We start from the raw sequence: 16,795 nt of genomic DNA on the forward strand, positions 1-16,795 counted from the left end.
CGCCCCGGGGGATCCCGACGCCCTCTCCCGGGACGACGGCCCCACCGACGTGCCGGCCACCGAGTTCGTCCCGCCGGACCCGGACGCCGCCGCCTTCGCTCCCGCGCCGGGCGGCAGGCACGCCGCCACCCGGCTCGACCTTCCCGTCCCGCCGCCCGCCGCCACCGTCGACTACGTCGGGTCCGGGCCGCCCACCTACGACGCCGAACCGACCGCGCTGCCGCCCGCCGACCCGGACGAATTGGACGATCTCGTGGCGGACACCGTCCTCGACGGCGCCCACTACGGGGCCTGCACCCTGCGGGCCGTGTCGGTGCGCGGGGACTCGGCGCGGTACCGGGGGGAGCCACGGCGCGACGCGCTGCTCACCGCGCGGTTCGGCACGGGGGAGCAGGCGCTGGTCCTCGTGGCGGTGGCCACCGGCGCGCGGGCCACGTCCGGGGCGCACCGGGCGGCCGCCGAGGCCTGCCGGTGGATCGGGCGGGCCGTGGGCCGCAGCCACCAGCGGCTCGCGGCGGACATCCTGGCCGCCCGCCGCGGCGATCTGAAGTCGGGGCTGCACCGGCTCACCGACCGCAGCCTCGGCAAGCTGCGGGCCAGCGCCACCGAGCAGGGCGTCGATCCGGACGAGTACGCGGCCAGCCTGCGCTGTCTGCTGCTGCCCGCCGTTCCGCAGTGCCGTACCCGGGTGTTCTTCGGCGTCGGCGGGGGCGGGCTGTTCCGGCTGCGGGACGGGGAGTGGCAGGACATCGAGCCGAGCGTCAGCGCCGCCGACACCACCGGCGAAGCCGTCGTCGGGTTCGGCGCGCTGCCCGCCGAGACGCCCGAGGGCGACCGGCTCACGATGGACCTCGGCATCCCGACGCCGCCGAGCCCGTACGAACTCGCGCCGGAGCCGCCCCGCGAACCCTTCCGGTTCCGGGCCTCGGTAGCCCGGCCGGGTGACGCGCTGCTGATGTGCAGCGGCGGCCTGGCCGACCCGCTGCGCGGCGAGCCCGCCCTCTGCGCCTATCTGGCCCGGCGCTGGTCGGGCGGCACTGCGCCGGGCCTGGCCGCGTTCCTCGCGGACACCCAGGTGCGGGTCAAGGGGTACGCCGACGACCGCACGGTGGCCGCGGTCTGGGAGGCGTAACCGCGACCCCTGTGAATTCATGGAATCCGCGGGGCACTGACGGACACTCCGGAGACGAAGGGGCACGCGAGAGCCATGGCCAAGCAGAACGTCGCCGAACAGTTCGTCGACATCCTCGTCCGGGCCGGGGTGCGCCGGCTGTACGGCGTCGTCGGCGACAGCCTCAACCCCGTCGTCGACGCCGTGCGCCGCAACTCCGCGATCGACTGGATCCACGTACGGCACGAGGAGACGGCGGCCTTCGCGGCCGGCGCGGAGGCCCAGATCACCGGGAAGCTGGCGGCCTGCGCCGGCTCCTGCGGCCCCGGCAACCTGCACCTCATCAACGGCCTGTACGACGCCCACCGCTCCATGGCCCCGGTGCTCGCCCTCGCCTCGCACATCCCGTCCAGCGAGATCGGCCTCGGCTACTTCCAGGAGACCCACCCCGACCAACTGTTCCGCGAGTGCAGCCACTACTGCGAGCTCATCTCCAACAGCAAGCAGATGCCCCGGCTGCTGCAGACCGCCATCCAGCACGCGATCGGACGCAGCGGGGTGAGCGTGGTGGCCCTGCCGGGCGACATCGCCTCCGAGCCCGCCCCGGAGAAGGCCGCCGAGACCGCCCTCGTCACCTCGCGGCCCACCGTGCGCCCCGGCGACGCCGAGATCGACCGGCTCGTCGAGATGATCGACCGGGCCGACAAGGTCACCCTGTTCTGCGGCAGCGGCACCGCCGGCGCCCACGCCGAGGTGATGGAGTTCGCCGGGAAGGTCAAGTCCCCGGTGGGGCACGCGCTGCGCGGCAAGGAGTGGATCCAGTACGACAACCCGTACGACGTCGGCATGAGCGGTCTGCTCGGCTACGGCGCCGCCTACGAGGCCACCCACGAGTGCGACCTGCTGATCCTGCTCGGCACCGACTTCCCGTACAACGCCTTCCTGCCCGACGACGTGGCCATCGCCCAGATCGACGTGCGCCCCGAGGTGCTCGGCCGCCGCTCCCGCCTCGACCTGGCCGTGTGGGGCGATGTGCGCGAGACGCTGCGCTGTCTGATCCCGCGCGTGAAGCCCAAGGAGAACCGGCGCTTCCTCGACCGGATGCTGAAGAAGCACGCGGACGCGCTGGAAGGGGTCGTGAAGGCCTACACGCGCAAGGTCGAGAAGCACGTCCCGATCCACCCCGAGTACGTGGCCTCCGTGCTGGACGACATGGCCGACGAGGACGCCGTGTTCACCGTGGACACCGGCATGTGCAACGTCTGGGCGGCTCGCTACATCTCGCCCAACGGCCGCCGCCGCGTCATCGGTTCCTTCTCCCACGGCTCGATGGCGAACGCGCTGCCGATGGCGATCGGCGCCCAGTTCGTCGACCGGCGCCGACAGGTCGTGTCGATGTCCGGCGACGGCGGGTTCTCCATGATGATGGGCGACTTCCTGACCGCGGTGCAGTACGACCTGCCGGTCAAGGTCGTCCTCTTCAACAACTCCTCACTCAGCATGGTGGAGTTGGAGATGCTGGTCGCGGGACTGCCCTCGTACGGCACCACGAACGTCAACCCCGACTTCGCCGCCGTGGCCCGCGCCTGCGGCGCCTTCGGCCTCAGGGTCGAGAAGCCCAAACAGCTCGCCGGCGCCCTGCGGGACGCCTTCCGGCACCGCGGCCCGGCCCTCGTCGACGTCGTCACCGACCCCAACGCGCTGTCCATCCCCCCGAAGATCAGCGCCGAGATGGTCACCGGCTTCGCGCTCTCCGCCTCGAAGATGGTGCTGGACGGAGGCGTGGGACGCATGCTCCAGATGGCCCGTTCCAATCTGCGCAACGTGCCCCGGCCCTGACCGGAACCGCGCGGTACGGAACCGGTGGATTCCGGCCAGATTCGCGGGGCCGTAGAGCCGCTCGGAACAAGGAACCGGACGCCCTGATGCCGCCCCGGACGCGGCCGGATCGGCGGAGCGGAATCGGTAGGCCCTTGACGGGACGCCCGTGGCGGCGTACGGAGGGGCCCCCGTCCGGAACGCCGGTGCGGTCGTGGTCGAGCCCGCGTGGAGCCGCGCCGCAGCCGTGGCCGAAGAGCCGGTTGTTGACTTTTCGACATGACTGCCCCGGTGTGGACGGGGCATGGATCCCCGTGAACGTGTTCGATCAGGAGGGGTACCGGCAACAGCGTGCGGGCGGGGGTCATGAAGAGGCAGGCACGAGGAGGCGGTCCCGCGACCATCGGGGCCTCCTCGGTGAAGTCAGTGGGGGAAGAGACCGACAGCGCGACGGAACGGGAACCGGCACACCCACCGCAGTTGAAGCGCCGGCTGGAGCGGGCGGACCTGCGGGAGGTGCCGGCGGCACGCAGAGCACTGCGCGAACTCCTGCGGCACTGGGGGAAACCGGGGCGCTGCGAGATCGCGGAACTGCTCACCAGCGAACTCGTCACCAACGCCCTCGTCCACACCGACCACGACGCCGTGCTGACGGCGGTCGTCGGGCCGCGTGGACTGCGCGTGGAGGTACGGGACTTCGTCGCCCGCCGGCCCCGGGTGTGCGTACCGAGCACCGACGACGACACGCACGGCCGGGGCCTGGTGCTGGTGCAGTCGCTGGCGGACGCGTGGGGCGTACGGGCGCACGGCGTGGGGAAGTCGGTGTGGTTCGAACTCGACGCGGAAGCCGCGTGACCAAAGGGGTGGGGGCGTGACCGTCAAGGTCACGCCCCCACCCCGGACATCGTGCGCGCGGTCCTAGCCGAACTGCTGCTCCAGATCCTTGAGCTTGCGCTCCAGGGAGTCGAGCCGAGGCAGGGCCATGGTGTCGTCCTCCGCGGTCAGGTCGACGGTGATCGGGTCAGACCCTTTGCGGACGGGCTGAAGGGAGGGCCGTGAGCGTACGGGCAGTTGCTCCGGCGCGGATATGGCAGGCTCCGCGGTGACCTGACCGGAATCGCGTTCCACCTGCACCTCCACCTGCCGGTCGCCACCTCGGCCGACGAAGCCGCGGTGCCCCCGGCTGATGGCCTTGAGCTGGGCGCGCTCGACCCGCTGCTGCTCGCGGCGGCGCAGTCGCGTCTGCTCCTTCTGGCGCTGGTCCTCGCGCACCTCCTCGACCGCCTCGTCCAGGCTGCGCACGCCCTCCAGGAGCATCAGCGACCAGGCCTTGTAGGTCTCGCGGGGGGCCCGCAGCCAGCGGACGATACGGATCTGCGGCAGCGGACGCGGCACCAGACCCTGCTCGCGCAGCGCGGCGCGGCGGGTCTGCTTCAGCGCGCGGTCGAAGAGCACGGCCGCGGACAGCGACATGCCGGAGAAGAACTGCGGCGCGCCGTCGTGGCCCAGGCCCCGGGGCGCGTGCACCCAGTTGAACCAGGCCGCTGCGCCCGCGAACGTCCATACGAGGATCCGGGAGCCGAGGGCGGCGTCGCCGTGGCTGGCCTCGCGCACCGCGAGGACCGAGCAGAACATGGCCGCGCCGTCGAGGCCGAACGGCACCAGGTACTCCCAGCCGTTCGTGAGGCCGAGGTTCTGCTGGCCGAAGCCGACCAGGCCGTGGAAGGAGAGTGCCGCGGCGACCGCCGCACAGCAGAACAGAAGGACATAGGAGGCGGTGCCGTATATGGCCTCCTTGCGCCGACGGCGCTCCTCGCTGCGCTCCCACGAGTCGTCCGCGCTCGCGTCCTTCCCCGAGGAGCGCTTACCGCGCGCAAGCACCGCAACCGCCGCCAGCATGCCCAGGAGCAGGACGGCGCCCGGAAGCAGCCAGTTCAGCGATATGTCTCTCATCTGGGGTCCCTTGCATTGGGATAGGGCGTAACGCCCGCCATAGTGGCCCAATTCCACCGGCCCTCAGGGGGTTTCGGGGCAAGAGGCCGCCAAGGAAGTGCAAGGGGATGCCCAGGGCGACGTTCTGCTCGAACTGCCGCTTGAGGGGCGGGAGTTGAGTTCGAATAAGACTACCCGTACGGATGGTTCCGCGGAAAGTTCCCGCGACACGTGAGGAAGTTGTGAATTACCTGTCCCCGAATGGGTGTCCCAGCCGTGGACGATCCTAGTGGACGTTGGGCCGTGCTCCGTGCCATCGGCGTACCTGATGAAGCCTCAAGCGGCAGTCCTGGTAGTCGATTTGGCGACACGGTCGGCCGTGCCGGTGCGCGGGCAGCTCGCACAGATGTCCTGCGGCCGCAGCGTGTAGAACATGCAGCAGCTCACCCGGTCCCGGGTGCACTCCGCCCCGCCGTCCGGACCGGCCGGCTCGCGGAAGGCGGCCGAGCCGACGTACGGGCTCGTCGCCCCCGGCAGCAGCAGCTCCAGCTCGCGCACGGCCCGCCGCTCCTCGGTCCCGCCGAGCAGCCGTGCGACGTACCAGAGCCCCTCGACGAGCTCGTCGGTCGCCATGCCCCACAGGGCGCGCCCGCGCCGCCGCATGCGCGGCCCGAACCCGGCGAGCACGGGTTCCAGGTGCTCGGCCACCGCCGCCCGCACCTCGGCCCGCAGCGCCTCCTCGTCGGGTACGACGACGGCGCCCGGCAGCGCCGCCGCCGGGTCGCCCGGGAGGCAGGCGAAGGAGACGGGGCGTGCGGCCATGCGGCCGGCGGTGCGGTCGTACGAGACGTTGGTCACGGGCAGCCGGGGCACGCGGCGGTGCAGGAACCACGGCACGGTGATCAGCAGGCAGGCCGGCCAGGCGTACCGGTGCAGGCCGAAGCTCGCCAGGACGTCCGGGCGGGCCCGCTGTCCGTAGTCCCGCAGCACTTGTGCCTCGTCCCACCCCAGGAACCCGTCGAGGGCGGCGCCGCCCTCGACGAGCGCGGCGGCGGTCACCCAGTCGTTTCCGCACGGAATCGCGTCCTCGGGGCCCACCTCCGTGGCGGTCAGTCCCGGGTGGACCTCGCTGAGGCGGGCGTACGCGGCGGAGACGGCCGAGGCGGGAGCGGGCATGGCGGAACCACCGATCAGCGATCGCGAACCAAGGAGTCAGGTAAGGCTTACCTTATCTTCTCCGTCAGGGGTGCAATCGGATATTGATTCGAAGTTTGAACTATTGCCTCGTGCGCCTAAGGTGCTTGACGGACAAGTAACAACCCGTCGTTAATGACCCGAGTGCCCACAGTCGGAGGAGGACCCCGTGAAGCAGTACGCGCACGGCTCCGCCGTGACGGGGGCACCGGACCGTACCGAGGGTGTGACCCGGGTGCCGGCGCAGCCGCGGGCCGAGGACGTGACCCGGGAGCGGGACACCGCGGTGCCCGAGGCGCGCGGCGAGCACACGCACGGTGAGCGGCCCATCCCGCAGCCCCGGGTCGTCGTCCAGCGCGCCTCGGTGCGCGGGCAGATACTCGACGCGCTGCGCACCGCGCTGGTCACGGGGGAGCTGACGCCCGGCGAGGTGTACTCGGGGCCCGCGCTCGGCGAGCGGTTCGGGGTCTCCGCCACGCCCGTGCGGGAGGCCATGCAGCAGCTCGCGCTGGAAGGCGCGGTCGAGGTCGTGCCGAACCGCGGGTTCCGGATCGTCGAGCGGGGAGCGCGGGAGCTGGCCGAACTGGCCGAGGTCCGGGCCCTGATCGAGGTCCCGGTCGTGCTGCGCCTGGCCCGAACGGTCCCCGCCGAGCGCTGGGCCGAGTTGCGCCCCCTCGCCGAGGACACCGTCCGCGCCGCGTCCTCCGGCTGCCGCGCCACCTACGCCGAGTCGGACCGCGCCTTCCACAGCGCGGTCCTGGCCCTGTCCGGCAACGAACAGCTCGTCCACATCGCCCAGGACCTGCACCGCCGGTCCCAGGGGCCCCTGGTCGGCGGCCCGGCCCGGCCCGTCCGCACCGACCTCCTCGCGGACGCGTCGCACCACATGGCGCTGCTGGAGGCCCTGACCGCACGGGACCTGGACACGGTCCGGGCGCTGGTGGGGGAGCACTTCACCGCGGGCGTCTGACGCCCCCCCCCGCGCCCCTCAGGCCGTGGCCGCCCCGGGCGCCGGCGGAGCCAGCTGGCGGGCCAGCCAGGTCGGTACGCCCCCGAGCAGCCGGTACAGCCGTCGCGCCTCCTCGCGCAGCCGGGATGCCTCCGGCTCGGCCTCGGTGTCGGCGAGGGAGGCCAGCGCGGGGGCCGTACCGACCAGGTAGCCCAACTCCTCCCGGATCCGCAGGGATTCCGCGAAGCCGTGCCGCGCCTCGGCCAACTCGCCGTCCCGTAGAGCGAGTCCGGCCAGATGGCGCCAGGTGAAGGACAGCAGCAGCGGGTCCGAGTGCGCGGTCGCGGCGGCGTGCGCCCGGCGGTAGGCGGCGCGCGCCGCCTGCGGGGAACGGGCCAGGTTCTCGGCGAGCAGACCCCGGCGGAAGTCCAGCAGGGCCCGCCCCGCCGCGCCCGGCGGAATCAGGGCGGCCGCCCTGCCGAGCGCGGCCCGCGCCTCGTCGGCCCGGTCCCGCACCCCGTGCAGCGTGGCGGCGTAGGCAAGTTGCCCGCGTTCACAAGCGGCCGCGCCGCGCTCCTCGTCGGTCCGGGCCTGCGCCTCGGCCGTACGCAGCGCGTCCTCGGCCTCCTCCCAGCCCCGCTCGGTGTACAGACACCGTTCGACCAGCAGCCCGGCCCGTTGCAGCGAGGCCGCCGGGCCCTGTGGTGGGAGCAGCGCTGCCGCGTCGGCCCAGCAGGCCCGCGAGCGCAACCGCCAAATTGCGGTCTGGAGAGGATCGTCACCTGCGGTCGTTCCGTTACCAGACATGGCGGGATGCGCCACGTTGCCCTCCCCGAGCACGCCATCGAGCTGTTGAGTGGTGGCGGCATTCCAACACCAATCTCCTGGCCGGGCCAAGAGGGTGGGTGAAGGATTTCACAAAGTCGTGGGGCCCGGGGGCCACTTGGCCTACGGCCGCCCCACGTCCGTGTGACCTCAGCTCATGCGCAGTGCCAGGAAGAAATCGAGCTTGTCCTCCAGCCGGGACAGGTCCCGGCCCGTCAACTGCTCGATCCGGCCGACGCGATAGCGCAGCGTGTTGACGTGCAGGTGGAGACGGGTGGCGCAGCGGGTCCAGGAGCCGTCGCAGTCCAGGAACGCCTCCAGCGTCGGGATCAGCTCGGCGCGGTGGCGGCGGTCGTAGTCGCGCAGCGGGTCCAGCAGACGGGCCGTGAAGGCGCGGCGGACGTCGTCCGGCACGAACGGCAGCAGCAGCACATGGGAGGCCAGCTCCTGGTGGCCGGCCGCGCACACCCGGCCCGAGCGGGCCGCAGCGACCCGGCGGGCGTGCCGGGCCTCCTCCAGGGCCCCGCGCAGCCCCTCCGCCGAGTGCACGGCCGCGCTGACGCCGAGCGTGAGCCGCCCGTCGTCGTCCAGACCGGCCGCCAGCGGGTCCCGTACGGACTCCAGGAGCGCGTCGGCGAGGATCCCGGCCTCCGAGCCGTCGTGCTCGGTCGAGACCGCAGGCAGCGGGACCAGCGCGATGGCCTCGTCGCCCGTGTGCGCGACGGCGATGCGGTCGGAGGGCTCGGGGCCGGTGGCGAGGGGATCGACCAGGATCTCCTCCAGCAGCGACTGGGCGACCGGGCCGCCCTCGACCTGTCCGCCGTCCCATTCGACGCGGGCCACGACGACCTGCCAGTGCGGGGCGGCCCCGAGACCGGGCAGCAGCACCGGCGCGGCCACCCGAAGGCGCGCGGCGATCTCGGCGGGCGCGGCGCCGGTCTGCACCAGCTCCAGGACCTCCTGGGCCAGCCGCCGCCGCACCGTGCGTGAGGCGTCCCGCCGGTCCCGCTCGACCGCGATCAGCTGCGCGACGCCCTGGAGCAGGTCGAGCCGCTCCTCGGGCCAGTCGCCGGCGTCCGCCTCGACGGCGAGCAGCCAGTCCGACAGCACCGTCTCGCGCACGTCCCGGGCGGCCTGCGGGGAGCGGCCGCTGCTGCGGATCGAGAAGAGCGAGTACGCCGTCCCGTCCAGCAGCAGGCGATGCGGTCCGCGCCGGCCCGAGCGGACGGCCGACAGGTGCTCGGCGGAGAGCCGGGCGCAGATCTCCGGCGGCAGGTCCGGGCCCGCGACCTTGGAGCCGGCGATGAGCCGGCCGGCGGGGGAGAGCACCCAGGCCCGCAGGTCCAGGTCGGAACCGAGCAGGTCCAGGACCACGTCCGGGCCGCCGCCCGCCGGGCCCGAGGTCATCATCCGGCGGTGCCGATCGACCACGGCCGCCAGGTCCCCGGCCCGCTCGCCGCTGACCTGCCGTACGACGTGCTCGGTGATCGTCGCGAAGGCCACCGACTCGTGCACCGCGAACAGCGGCAGCCGGTGCCGGGCGCAGGCCAGCATCAGGTCCTCCGGCACGGCCCCGAGCTCGGCCTCACCGGCCGCGAGCGCCGCCACCCCGGCCTGCACGAGGATGCGGACGAAAGGCTCGGAGTCCGCGGCGTCCCGGCGCCAGGCCAGTCCCGTCAGCACCAGCTCGCCGCCGGAGAGGTAGCGGCTGGGGTCCCGCAGGTCGGTGGTCATGACACCACGTACGGTGCGGTCCAGCTCGTCCTCGCCGCCGAGCAGCCGCAGGCCCAGCGCATCGGTGTCCAGCAGTGCGCGCAGCCGCATCTCGTCGCCGCCGTTCCTTGTCTCGAAATCTACGATGAATCTTGGTGGGAGCCGTAGGAGGGACCCGGCGCGAGGGCACGGGAGCCGCGCGCTTCGGTTGCCAGGGCGTTTCCTGCGTTTCCACAGGAAAACGAAGAGGTTACTGATGACCTCCGTTCATACGAATCTACAAGATGCCCGCCCTGGCCAGCCAACTCCTTCATGGTTTCAGTGACTGACCCCGTCGGAGCACTGCGCTGTGTACTGACTCCACTCCGCGTTAACAGCACATGAACGAGCCGGGCCCGCCGCACACGGATTGGCTCAATCCGAACGACCCACGAGACGAAGAAGAGAGCCGGTCATGGACTTCCTTCGCCCCGCCAGCTGGGAGGAGGCGCTCGCCGCGAAGGCCGAGCACCCCACCGCTGTGCCGATTGCGGGTGGCACCGATGTGATGGTCGAGATCAACTTCGACCACCGCCGGCCCGAGTACCTGCTCGACCTCAACCGCATCGGTGACCTCTACGAGTGGGAGGTCGGCGAGGACGCCGTACGGCTCGGTGCGTCCGTCCCGTACACCCGGATCATGGAGAACCTGCGCGCCGAGCTGCCCGGCCTGGCCCTCGCCTCGCACACGGTCGCCTCCCCGCAGATCCGCAACCGCGGCGGCGTCGGCGGCAACCTCGGTACCGCCTCCCCGGCCGGCGACGCCCACCCCGCGCTGCTCGCGGCGGGCGCCGAGGTCGAGGCCGAGTCGGTGCGCGGCACCCGGCTCATCCCGATCGACGCGTTCTACACCGGCGTGAAGCGCAACGCGCTCGCGCCCGACGAGCTGATCCGCGCGGTCCGCATCAAGAAGGCCGACGGCCCGCAGCAGTACTCCAAGGTCGGCACCCGCAACGCCATGGTCATCGCGGTCTGCGCCTTCGGTCTGGCCCTGCACCCCGAGACCCGCACCGTCCGCACCGGCATCGGCTCCGCCGCGCCCACCCCCGTTCGGGCGAAGACCGCCGAGGACTTCCTGAACGCGGCGCTCGAAGAGGGCGGCTTCTGGGACAACGGAAAGATCATCACCCCGTCGGTCGCCAAGCAGTTCGCGGACCTGTGCTCCGCCTCCTGCAACCCGATCGACGACGTCCGCGGCACCGCGAGCTACCGCCGGCACGCGGTCGGCGTCATGGCCCGCAGGACGCTCACCTGGACCTGGGAGTCGTACCGCGGCACCCGCCCCGCCTCGGAGGGAGCTGCGTAATGCGCGTCAACTTCACTGTCAACGGACGCCCCCAGGAAGCCGACGACGTCTGGGAGGGCGAGTCCCTGCTCTACGTGCTGCGCGAGCGGCTCGGGCTGCCCGGCTCCAAGAACGCCTGCGAGCAGGGCGAGTGCGGCTCCTGCACGGTCCGCCTGGACGGCGTGCCGGTGTGCTCCTGCCTCGTCGCGGCGGGCCAGGTGGAGGGCCGTGAGGTCGTCACGGTCGAGGGGCTCGCGGAGTTCGCCAAGCAGCGCTCCTGCGGGACGGGTGCCTGCGGCACCTCGCTGCAGGACGCCCAGGAGTGGCAGGCCAAGGGCACCGACTCGCAGACCGGCGAGGGCGAGGAACTCTCCCCCATCCAGCAGGCGTTCATCGACGCCGGAGCCGTCCAGTGCGGCTTCTGCACCCCGGGTCTGCTGGTCGCCGCCGACGAGATGCTGGAGAACAACCCCAACCCGAGCGACGCGGACATCCGCGAGGCGCTGTCGGGCAACCTGTGCCGCTGCACGGGCTACGAGAAGATCATGGACGCGGTCCGCCTGGCGGCCGCCCGGCAGGGAGAGGCGGTCTGACCATGCCGACGAACGGCGCTCCCACCAAGATCACCCAGGGATCCCAGACCAAGGGTGGCATCGGCGAGTCCACGCTCCGCCCGGACGGCACCCTCAAGGTCACCGGCGAGTTCGCGTACTCCTCCGACATGTGGCACGAGGACATGCTCTGGGGCCAGATCCTGCGCTCCACGGTCGCGCACGCCGAGATCGTCTCGATCGACACGGGCGAGGCCCTCGCCACGCCCGGCGTGTACGCCGTCATGACGTACGACGACCTGCCGACCGACGTGAAGAACTACGGCCTGGAGATCCAGGACACCCCGGTCCTCGCGCACGGCAAGGTACGCCACCACGGCGAGCCGGTCGCGATCGTCGCCGCCGACCACCCGGAGACCGCGCGCCGCGCCGCCGCCAAGATCAAGGTGGAGTACCGGGAACTGCCCGTCATCACCGACGAGGCCTCCGCCACCGCCCCGGACGCGATCCTCGTCCACGAGAACCGCGACGACCACCACATCGGCCACGTCCCGCACGCCAACATCGTGCACCGCCAGCCGATCGTGCGCGGTGACGTGGCCCGGGCGGCGGGGAAGGCCGACGTCGTCGTCAAGGGCGAGTACTACTTCGGCATGCAGGACCAGGCCTTCCTCGGCCCCGAGTCCGGCCTCGCCGTGCCGGAGGAGGACGGCGGCGTCCACCTCTACATCGCCACCCAGTGGCTCCACTCCGACCTGCGGCAGATCGCCCCGGTCCTCGGCCTGCCCGAGGACAAGGTGCGCATGACGCTGGCCGGCGTCGGCGGCGCGTTCGGCGGCCGCGAGGACCTGTCGATGCAGATCCACGCCTGCCTGCTGGCCCTGCGCACCGGCAAGCCTGTCAAGATCGTCTACAACCGCTTCGAGTCCTTCTTCGGCCACGTCCACCGCCACCCGGCCCGCCTGTACTACGAGCACGGGGCGACGAAGGACGGCAAGCTCACCCACGTGAAGTGCCGCATCGTCCTGGACGGCGGCGCGTACGCCTCCGCCTCCCCGGCCGTGGTCGGCAACGCCTCCTCGCTCGGCATCGGCCCCTACGTCGTCGACGACGTCGAGATCGAGGCCATCGCCCTTTACACCAACAACCCGCCCTGCGGCGCCATGCGCGGCTTCGGCGCGGTCCAGGCGTGCTTCGCCTACGAGGCGCAGATGGACAAGGTCGCGCAGCGACTGGGGATGGACCCGGTGAAGTTCCGGCAGCTCAACGCGATGGAGCAGGGCACCATCATGCCGACCGGGCAGCCGGTCGACTCCCCGGCCCCGGTCGCCGAACTGCTGCGCCGCATCACGGCGATGCCGCTGCCGCCGGAGCGCCAGTGGGAGAGCAGCGAGGGCGCGGACGTACGGCAGTTGCCCGGCGGTCTGTCCAACACCACCCACGGCGAGGGCGTCGTCCGGGGCATCGGCTACGCGGTCGGCATCAAGAACGTCGGCTTCTCCGAGGGCTTCGACGACTACTCGACCGCGCGCGTGCGGATGGAGGTGGTCGGCGGTGAGCCGGTGGCCACCGTGCACACCGCGATGGCGGAGGTCGGCCAGGGCGGAGTCACCGTCCACGCGCAGATCGCCCGCACCGAGCTCGGTGTCACCCAGGTGACCATCCACCCGGCCAACACCGAGGTGGGCTCGGCGGGTTCGACCTCGGCCTCCCGCCAGACGTACGTCACCGGCGGCGCCGTGAAGAACTCCTGCGAGCTGGTCCGGGAGAAGGTCCTGGAGCTGGGCCGCCGCAAGTTCGGTACGTACCACCCCGCTTGGGCGACGGCAGAACTGCTGCTCGAAGGCGGCAAGGTCGTCACCGACGGCGGCGAGGTGCTCGCCGACCTGGTGGACGTCCTCGGCGACGAGGCGGTCGAGATCGAGGCGGAGTGGCGGCACCGGCCGACCGAACCGTTCGACCTGCGCACCGGCCAGGGCCACGGCCACGTCCAGTACTCCTTCGCCGCCCACCGCGCGGTCGTCGAGGTGGACACCGAGCTCGGCCTGGTCAAGGTGATCGAGCTGGCCTGCGCCCAGGACGTCGGCAAGGCGCTCAACCCGCTGTCCGTCATCGGCCAGATCCAGGGCGGTACGACCCAGGGCCTCGGCGTCGCGGTGATGGAGGAGATCATCGTCGACCCGAAGACCGCGAAGGTCAGGAACCCCTCCTTCACGGACTACCTGATCCCGACCATCCTCGACACGCCGACCATCCCGGTCGACGTCCTCGAACTCGCCGACGACCACGCCCCGTACGGGCTGCGCGGCATCGGCGAAGCACCCACCCTGTCGTCCACCCCGGCCGTCCTCGCGGCGATCCGGAACGCGACCGGGCTGGAGCTCAACCGCACGCCGGTACGACCGGAGCACCTCACCGGCACCGCGTGACAAGCCCTCCGGGCGGCGCACGGAACGTCACACACTCCGCGCCGCCCGGAGTACACCCCCACCTCTTCGGGCTCCGCTCCGCTCGCGGACCCCGAAGCAGCACCCCCCGTTCGTCTCGGGCCGTCCCCCGGGTCGTGCACATCCCAAATCCCGCTGAACGCCAACGGCGCCGGCGGGTGCCCCTGTGAACCTTGGGAGACGGCACCATGACCCAGCAGTCAGTGGAGCCCAGGACCACCGCCGACGAGGCGGGCGCGGGAACCCGCGTCCCGGCCGGCCGGTCCTGGCTCGACCGCTACTTTCACATATCCCAGCGGGAGTCCACGATCGCGCGCGAAGTGCGCGGCGGCGTCACCACCTTCATGGCGATGGCGTACATCCTCCTGCTCAACCCCCTGATCCTGTCCGGCAAGGACGCGGCGGGAGACACACTCGGCCAGAAGGCCCTGATCACGGCGACCGCGTTCGCGGCCGCCCTCACCACGCTGGTGATGGGCTTCGTCGGCAAGGTGCCCCTGGCCCTCGCCGCCGGCCTGTCCGTCTCCGGCGTCCTGTCCTCGCAGGTCGCCCCGCAGATGACCTGGCCGCAGGCCATGGGCATGTGCGTGATGTACGGCGTGGTCATCATGCTCCTGGTCGTCACCGGCCTGCGCGAGATGATCATGAACGCGATTCCGCTCGCGCTCAAGCACGGCATCACCATGGGCATCGGCCTGTTCATCGCCCTCATCGGTTTCTACAAGTCCGGCTTCGTGCACCAGGGCAAGGCCACCCCGGTCTCCCTCGGCCCCGCGGGCGAACTCGCGGGCTGGCCGGTCCTGTTGTTCGCGGGCACCCTGCTGCTCATCTTCATGCTGCAGGCCAGGGGGATCCCCGGCGCCATCCTGATCGGCATCGTCAGCGGCACGATCGTCGCGGCGATCCTCAACGCCGCCGGGGTCATCGACCCCAAGCAGTGGGCCGCCGGCGCGCCCGAACTGCACGGCGGCGCGGTCTCCATGCCCGACTTCTCGCTCTTCGGACACGTCGAGTTCGGCGGCTGGGGCAAGGTCGGCGCGATGACCGTCGGCATGATCGTCTTCACGCTGGTGCTCGCCGGGTTCTTCGACGCGATGGCCACCATCATCGGCGTCGGCACCGAGGCGAAGCTCGCCGACGACAAGGGCCGGATGCCGGGCCTGTCCAAGGCGCTGTTCATCGACGGCGCCGGCGGCGCGATCGGCGGTGTCGCGGGCGGCTCCGGCCAGACCGTGTTCATCGAGTCGGCGACGGGGGTCGGCGAGGGCGCCCGCACGGGTCTGGCCTCGGTCGTCACCGGCCTGTTCTTCGCGGCCTGCCTGTTCTTCACCCCGCTCACGGCCATCGTGCCGCAGGAGGTCGCCTCCGCCGCCCTGGTCGTCATCGGCGCCATGATGCTGATGAACGCCCGGCACGTGGACTGGGCCGACCGCGCCACCGCGATTCCGGTGTTCCTGACGGTCGTCCTGATGCCGTTCACCTACACCATCACCACGGGTGTGGCCGCCGGCGTCATCTCCTACGTGGCCATCAAGGCAGCTCAGGGCAAGGCCCGGGAAATCGGGGCCTTCATGTGGGGCCTGACAGTCATCTTCCTGGTCTATTTCTCCCTCAATCCCATTGAGAGCTGGCTGGGCGTGCACTAGCCGCTCGCGCAGGACCCTCTTCACAACCGCTGTTAAGGAGACCGAGAGATGCTGGACATCGCCGAGGAGCTCAACCGGTGGGTCGAGCGGGGACGCGACTTCGCCGTGGCCACCGTGGTGGCCGTCGGCGGCAGCGCCCCGCGGCAGCCGGGCGCCGCCCTCGCGGTGGACGCCGACGGCACCGCCATCGGCTCGGTCTCCGGCGGCTGTGTGGAGGGCGCCGTGTACGAGCTGTGCCGGCAGGCGCTCCAGGACGGGGAGACCGTCCTGGAGCGCTTCGGGTACAGCGACGAGGACGCCTTCGCCGTCGGCCTGACCTGTGGCGGCGTCATCGACATCCTCGTCACTCCGGTACGGGCGGCCGATCCCGCCCGTCCGGTGATCGCCGCCGCGCTGACCGCCGCCGCGCGCGGGGAGGCGGCGGCGGTCGCCCGGATCGTGTCCGGACCGGCCGATCTGGTGGGCCGGGCGCTGCTGGTGCGCGCCGACGGCTCGTACGAGGGCGGCCTCGGCGGACACCCGGAACTGGACCGCACGGTGGTCGGCGAGACGGGGGCCTTCCTCGACGCCGGCCGCACCGGCACCCTGGAGATCGGAGAGCAGGGCTCGCGTTGCGGAGCACCGCTCACCGTCCTGGTCGAGTCCTCGGTACCGCCGCCCCGGATGATCGTCTTCGGCGCGATCGACTTCGCGTCGGCCCTCGTCCGCATCGGCAAGTTCCTCGACTACCGCGTCACGGTGTGCGACGCCCGCCCCGTCTTCGCGACCGGGGCCCGCTTCCCCGAGGCCGACGAGATCGTCGTCGAATGGCCCCACGAATACCTGGCACGCACGGACGTGGACGCCCGTACCGTCCTGTGCGTGCTCACCCACGACGCCAAGTTCGACGTACCACTGCTGCAACTGGCGCTGCGCCTGCCCGTCGCCTACGTCGGCGCGATGGGATCCCGGCGCACCCACCTGGACCGCAACGAGCGGCTGCGCGAGGTCGGCGTGAGCGAGCTGGAGCTGGCCCGGCTGCGCTCCCCGATCGGATTGGACCTCGGGGCCCGCACGCCCGAGGAGACCGCCCTGTCCATCGCCTCCGAGATCGTCGCCAACCGGCGCGGCGGCAGCGGCGTTTCCCTCACCGGCGCGCACACGCCGATCCACCACGACGCGGCGTCGCGGCCGGCGGCCCGCATCGGCTCGGTGGCGTGAGCCGGCGCCGGCGGAAGTCGGAGCGCCCGGCCCGCTCCCCCGCGAAGCCGTCCCGGTCCGGGCGCCGAAGGACGATGGAAACCCG

13 protein-coding genes are annotated in these 16,795 nt (G+C 72.0%); 9 read left to right on the forward strand and 4 right to left on the reverse strand.

Going from position 1 to position 16,795, the window contains the following annotated elements:
* Window positions 1–49 precede the first annotated feature (49 nt).
* From IPZ69_RS33425 to IPZ69_RS33435, 3 genes are all read left to right on the forward strand, one after another.
* Complete coding sequence (locus tag IPZ69_RS33425; protein WP_235458444.1) at window positions 50–1,132, forward strand: protein phosphatase 2C domain-containing protein; 1,083 nt, start codon at window positions 50–52, stop codon at window positions 1,130–1,132.
* Between the two features lie 75 nt (window positions 1,133–1,207).
* Window positions 1,208–2,950 carry a pyruvate dehydrogenase gene (locus IPZ69_RS33430; RefSeq protein WP_235458420.1) on the forward strand — a complete coding sequence of 581 codons (1,743 nt, stop codon included), beginning with the start codon at window positions 1,208–1,210 and terminating at the stop codon, window positions 2,948–2,950.
* 405 nt (window positions 2,951–3,355) lie between these two features.
* Window positions 3,356–3,784 (forward strand): ATP-binding protein, encoded by a 429-nt coding sequence (locus tag IPZ69_RS33435; RefSeq protein WP_235458421.1) that lies wholly within the window; start codon window positions 3,356–3,358, stop codon window positions 3,782–3,784.
* Window positions 3,785–3,847: 63 nt separating this feature from the next.
* Here the strand turns inward: IPZ69_RS33435 and IPZ69_RS33440 are convergent, their stop codons facing one another.
* Both IPZ69_RS33440 and IPZ69_RS33445 read right to left on the reverse strand, forming a co-directional pair.
* Window positions 3,848–4,882, reverse strand: coding sequence for a DUF2637 domain-containing protein (locus tag IPZ69_RS33440; RefSeq protein ID WP_235458422.1), 1,035 nt, complete (start codon window positions 4,880–4,882; stop codon window positions 3,848–3,850).
* Between the two features lie 315 nt (window positions 4,883–5,197).
* Window positions 5,198–6,037 carry a (2Fe-2S)-binding protein gene (locus IPZ69_RS33445; RefSeq protein WP_235458423.1) on the reverse strand — a complete coding sequence of 280 codons (840 nt, stop codon included), beginning with the start codon at window positions 6,035–6,037 and terminating at the stop codon, window positions 5,198–5,200.
* Between the two features lie 187 nt (window positions 6,038–6,224).
* Between IPZ69_RS33445 and IPZ69_RS33450 the strand changes: the two genes are divergently transcribed.
* Entirely contained in the window at window positions 6,225–7,025 is an 801-nt protein-coding gene (locus IPZ69_RS33450) for a GntR family transcriptional regulator (RefSeq protein ID WP_235458424.1), read from the forward strand.
* Between the two features lie 18 nt (window positions 7,026–7,043).
* Here IPZ69_RS33450 and IPZ69_RS33455 read toward each other — a convergent pair whose 3' ends face one another.
* Both IPZ69_RS33455 and IPZ69_RS33460 read right to left on the reverse strand, forming a co-directional pair.
* Window positions 7,044–7,826 carry a hypothetical protein gene (locus IPZ69_RS33455; RefSeq protein ID WP_235458425.1) on the reverse strand — a complete coding sequence of 261 codons (783 nt, stop codon included), beginning with the start codon at window positions 7,824–7,826 and terminating at the stop codon, window positions 7,044–7,046.
* Window positions 7,827–7,979: 153 nt separating this feature from the next.
* Entirely contained in the window at window positions 7,980–9,653 is a 1,674-nt protein-coding gene (locus IPZ69_RS33460) for a PucR family transcriptional regulator (protein ID WP_235458426.1), read from the reverse strand.
* Between the two features lie 343 nt (window positions 9,654–9,996).
* On the opposite strand from IPZ69_RS33460, the gene IPZ69_RS33465 reads away from it, so the two are divergent.
* The 5 genes from IPZ69_RS33465 (at window position 9,997) to IPZ69_RS33485 (ending at window position 16,710) form a co-directional block, all read left to right on the forward strand.
* Complete coding sequence (locus tag IPZ69_RS33465; protein WP_235458427.1) at window positions 9,997–10,887, forward strand: FAD binding domain-containing protein; 891 nt, start codon at window positions 9,997–9,999, stop codon at window positions 10,885–10,887.
* The gene (locus IPZ69_RS33470; protein ID WP_235458428.1) at window positions 10,887–11,459 is read left to right on the forward strand and encodes a (2Fe-2S)-binding protein; all 573 of its coding nucleotides are present in this window, start codon (window positions 10,887–10,889) and stop codon (window positions 11,457–11,459) included. Before IPZ69_RS33465 ends, IPZ69_RS33470 begins: the two co-directional genes overlap by 1 nt.
* A 2-nt stretch (window positions 11,460–11,461) precedes the next feature.
* The gene (locus IPZ69_RS33475; RefSeq protein ID WP_235458429.1) at window positions 11,462–13,846 is read left to right on the forward strand and encodes a xanthine dehydrogenase family protein molybdopterin-binding subunit; all 2,385 of its coding nucleotides are present in this window, start codon (window positions 11,462–11,464) and stop codon (window positions 13,844–13,846) included.
* 206 nt (window positions 13,847–14,052) lie between these two features.
* The gene (locus tag IPZ69_RS33480) at window positions 14,053–15,510 is read left to right on the forward strand and encodes an NCS2 family permease (protein WP_235458430.1); all 1,458 of its coding nucleotides are present in this window, start codon (window positions 14,053–14,055) and stop codon (window positions 15,508–15,510) included.
* Between the two features lie 48 nt (window positions 15,511–15,558).
* Complete coding sequence (locus IPZ69_RS33485; RefSeq protein WP_235458431.1) at window positions 15,559–16,710, forward strand: XdhC family protein; 1,152 nt, start codon at window positions 15,559–15,561, stop codon at window positions 16,708–16,710.
* The last annotated feature ends 85 nt before the right edge of the window (window positions 16,711–16,795 follow it).

This window comes from Streptomyces olivochromogenes, assembly GCF_021538895.1.
In the GTDB taxonomy this organism is placed as follows: domain Bacteria; phylum Actinomycetota; class Actinomycetes; order Streptomycetales; family Streptomycetaceae; genus Streptomyces; species Streptomyces olivochromogenes_A.

Coding starts and splice junctions, on each gene's coding strand:
- IPZ69_RS33465 (WP_235458427.1), top strand. CDS start 9,997: ATGGACTTCCTTCGCCCCGCCAGCTGGGAGGAGGCGCTCGCCGCGAAG.
- IPZ69_RS33470 (WP_235458428.1), top strand. CDS start 10,887: ATGCGCGTCAACTTCACTGTCAACGGACGCCCCCAGGAAGCCGACGAC.
- IPZ69_RS33485 (WP_235458431.1), top strand. CDS start 15,559: ATGCTGGACATCGCCGAGGAGCTCAACCGGTGGGTCGAGCGGGGACGC.
- IPZ69_RS33480 (WP_235458430.1), top strand. CDS start 14,053: ATGACCCAGCAGTCAGTGGAGCCCAGGACCACCGCCGACGAGGCGGGC.
- IPZ69_RS33460 (WP_235458426.1), bottom strand. CDS start 9,653: ATGCGGCTGCGCGCACTGCTGGACACCGATGCGCTGGGCCTGCGGCTG.
- IPZ69_RS33430 (WP_235458420.1), top strand. CDS start 1,208: ATGGCCAAGCAGAACGTCGCCGAACAGTTCGTCGACATCCTCGTCCGG.
- IPZ69_RS33445 (WP_235458423.1), bottom strand. CDS start 6,037: ATGCCCGCTCCCGCCTCGGCCGTCTCCGCCGCGTACGCCCGCCTCAGC.
- IPZ69_RS33440 (WP_235458422.1), bottom strand. CDS start 4,882: ATGAGAGACATATCGCTGAACTGGCTGCTTCCGGGCGCCGTCCTGCTC.
- IPZ69_RS33475 (WP_235458429.1), top strand. CDS start 11,462: ATGCCGACGAACGGCGCTCCCACCAAGATCACCCAGGGATCCCAGACC.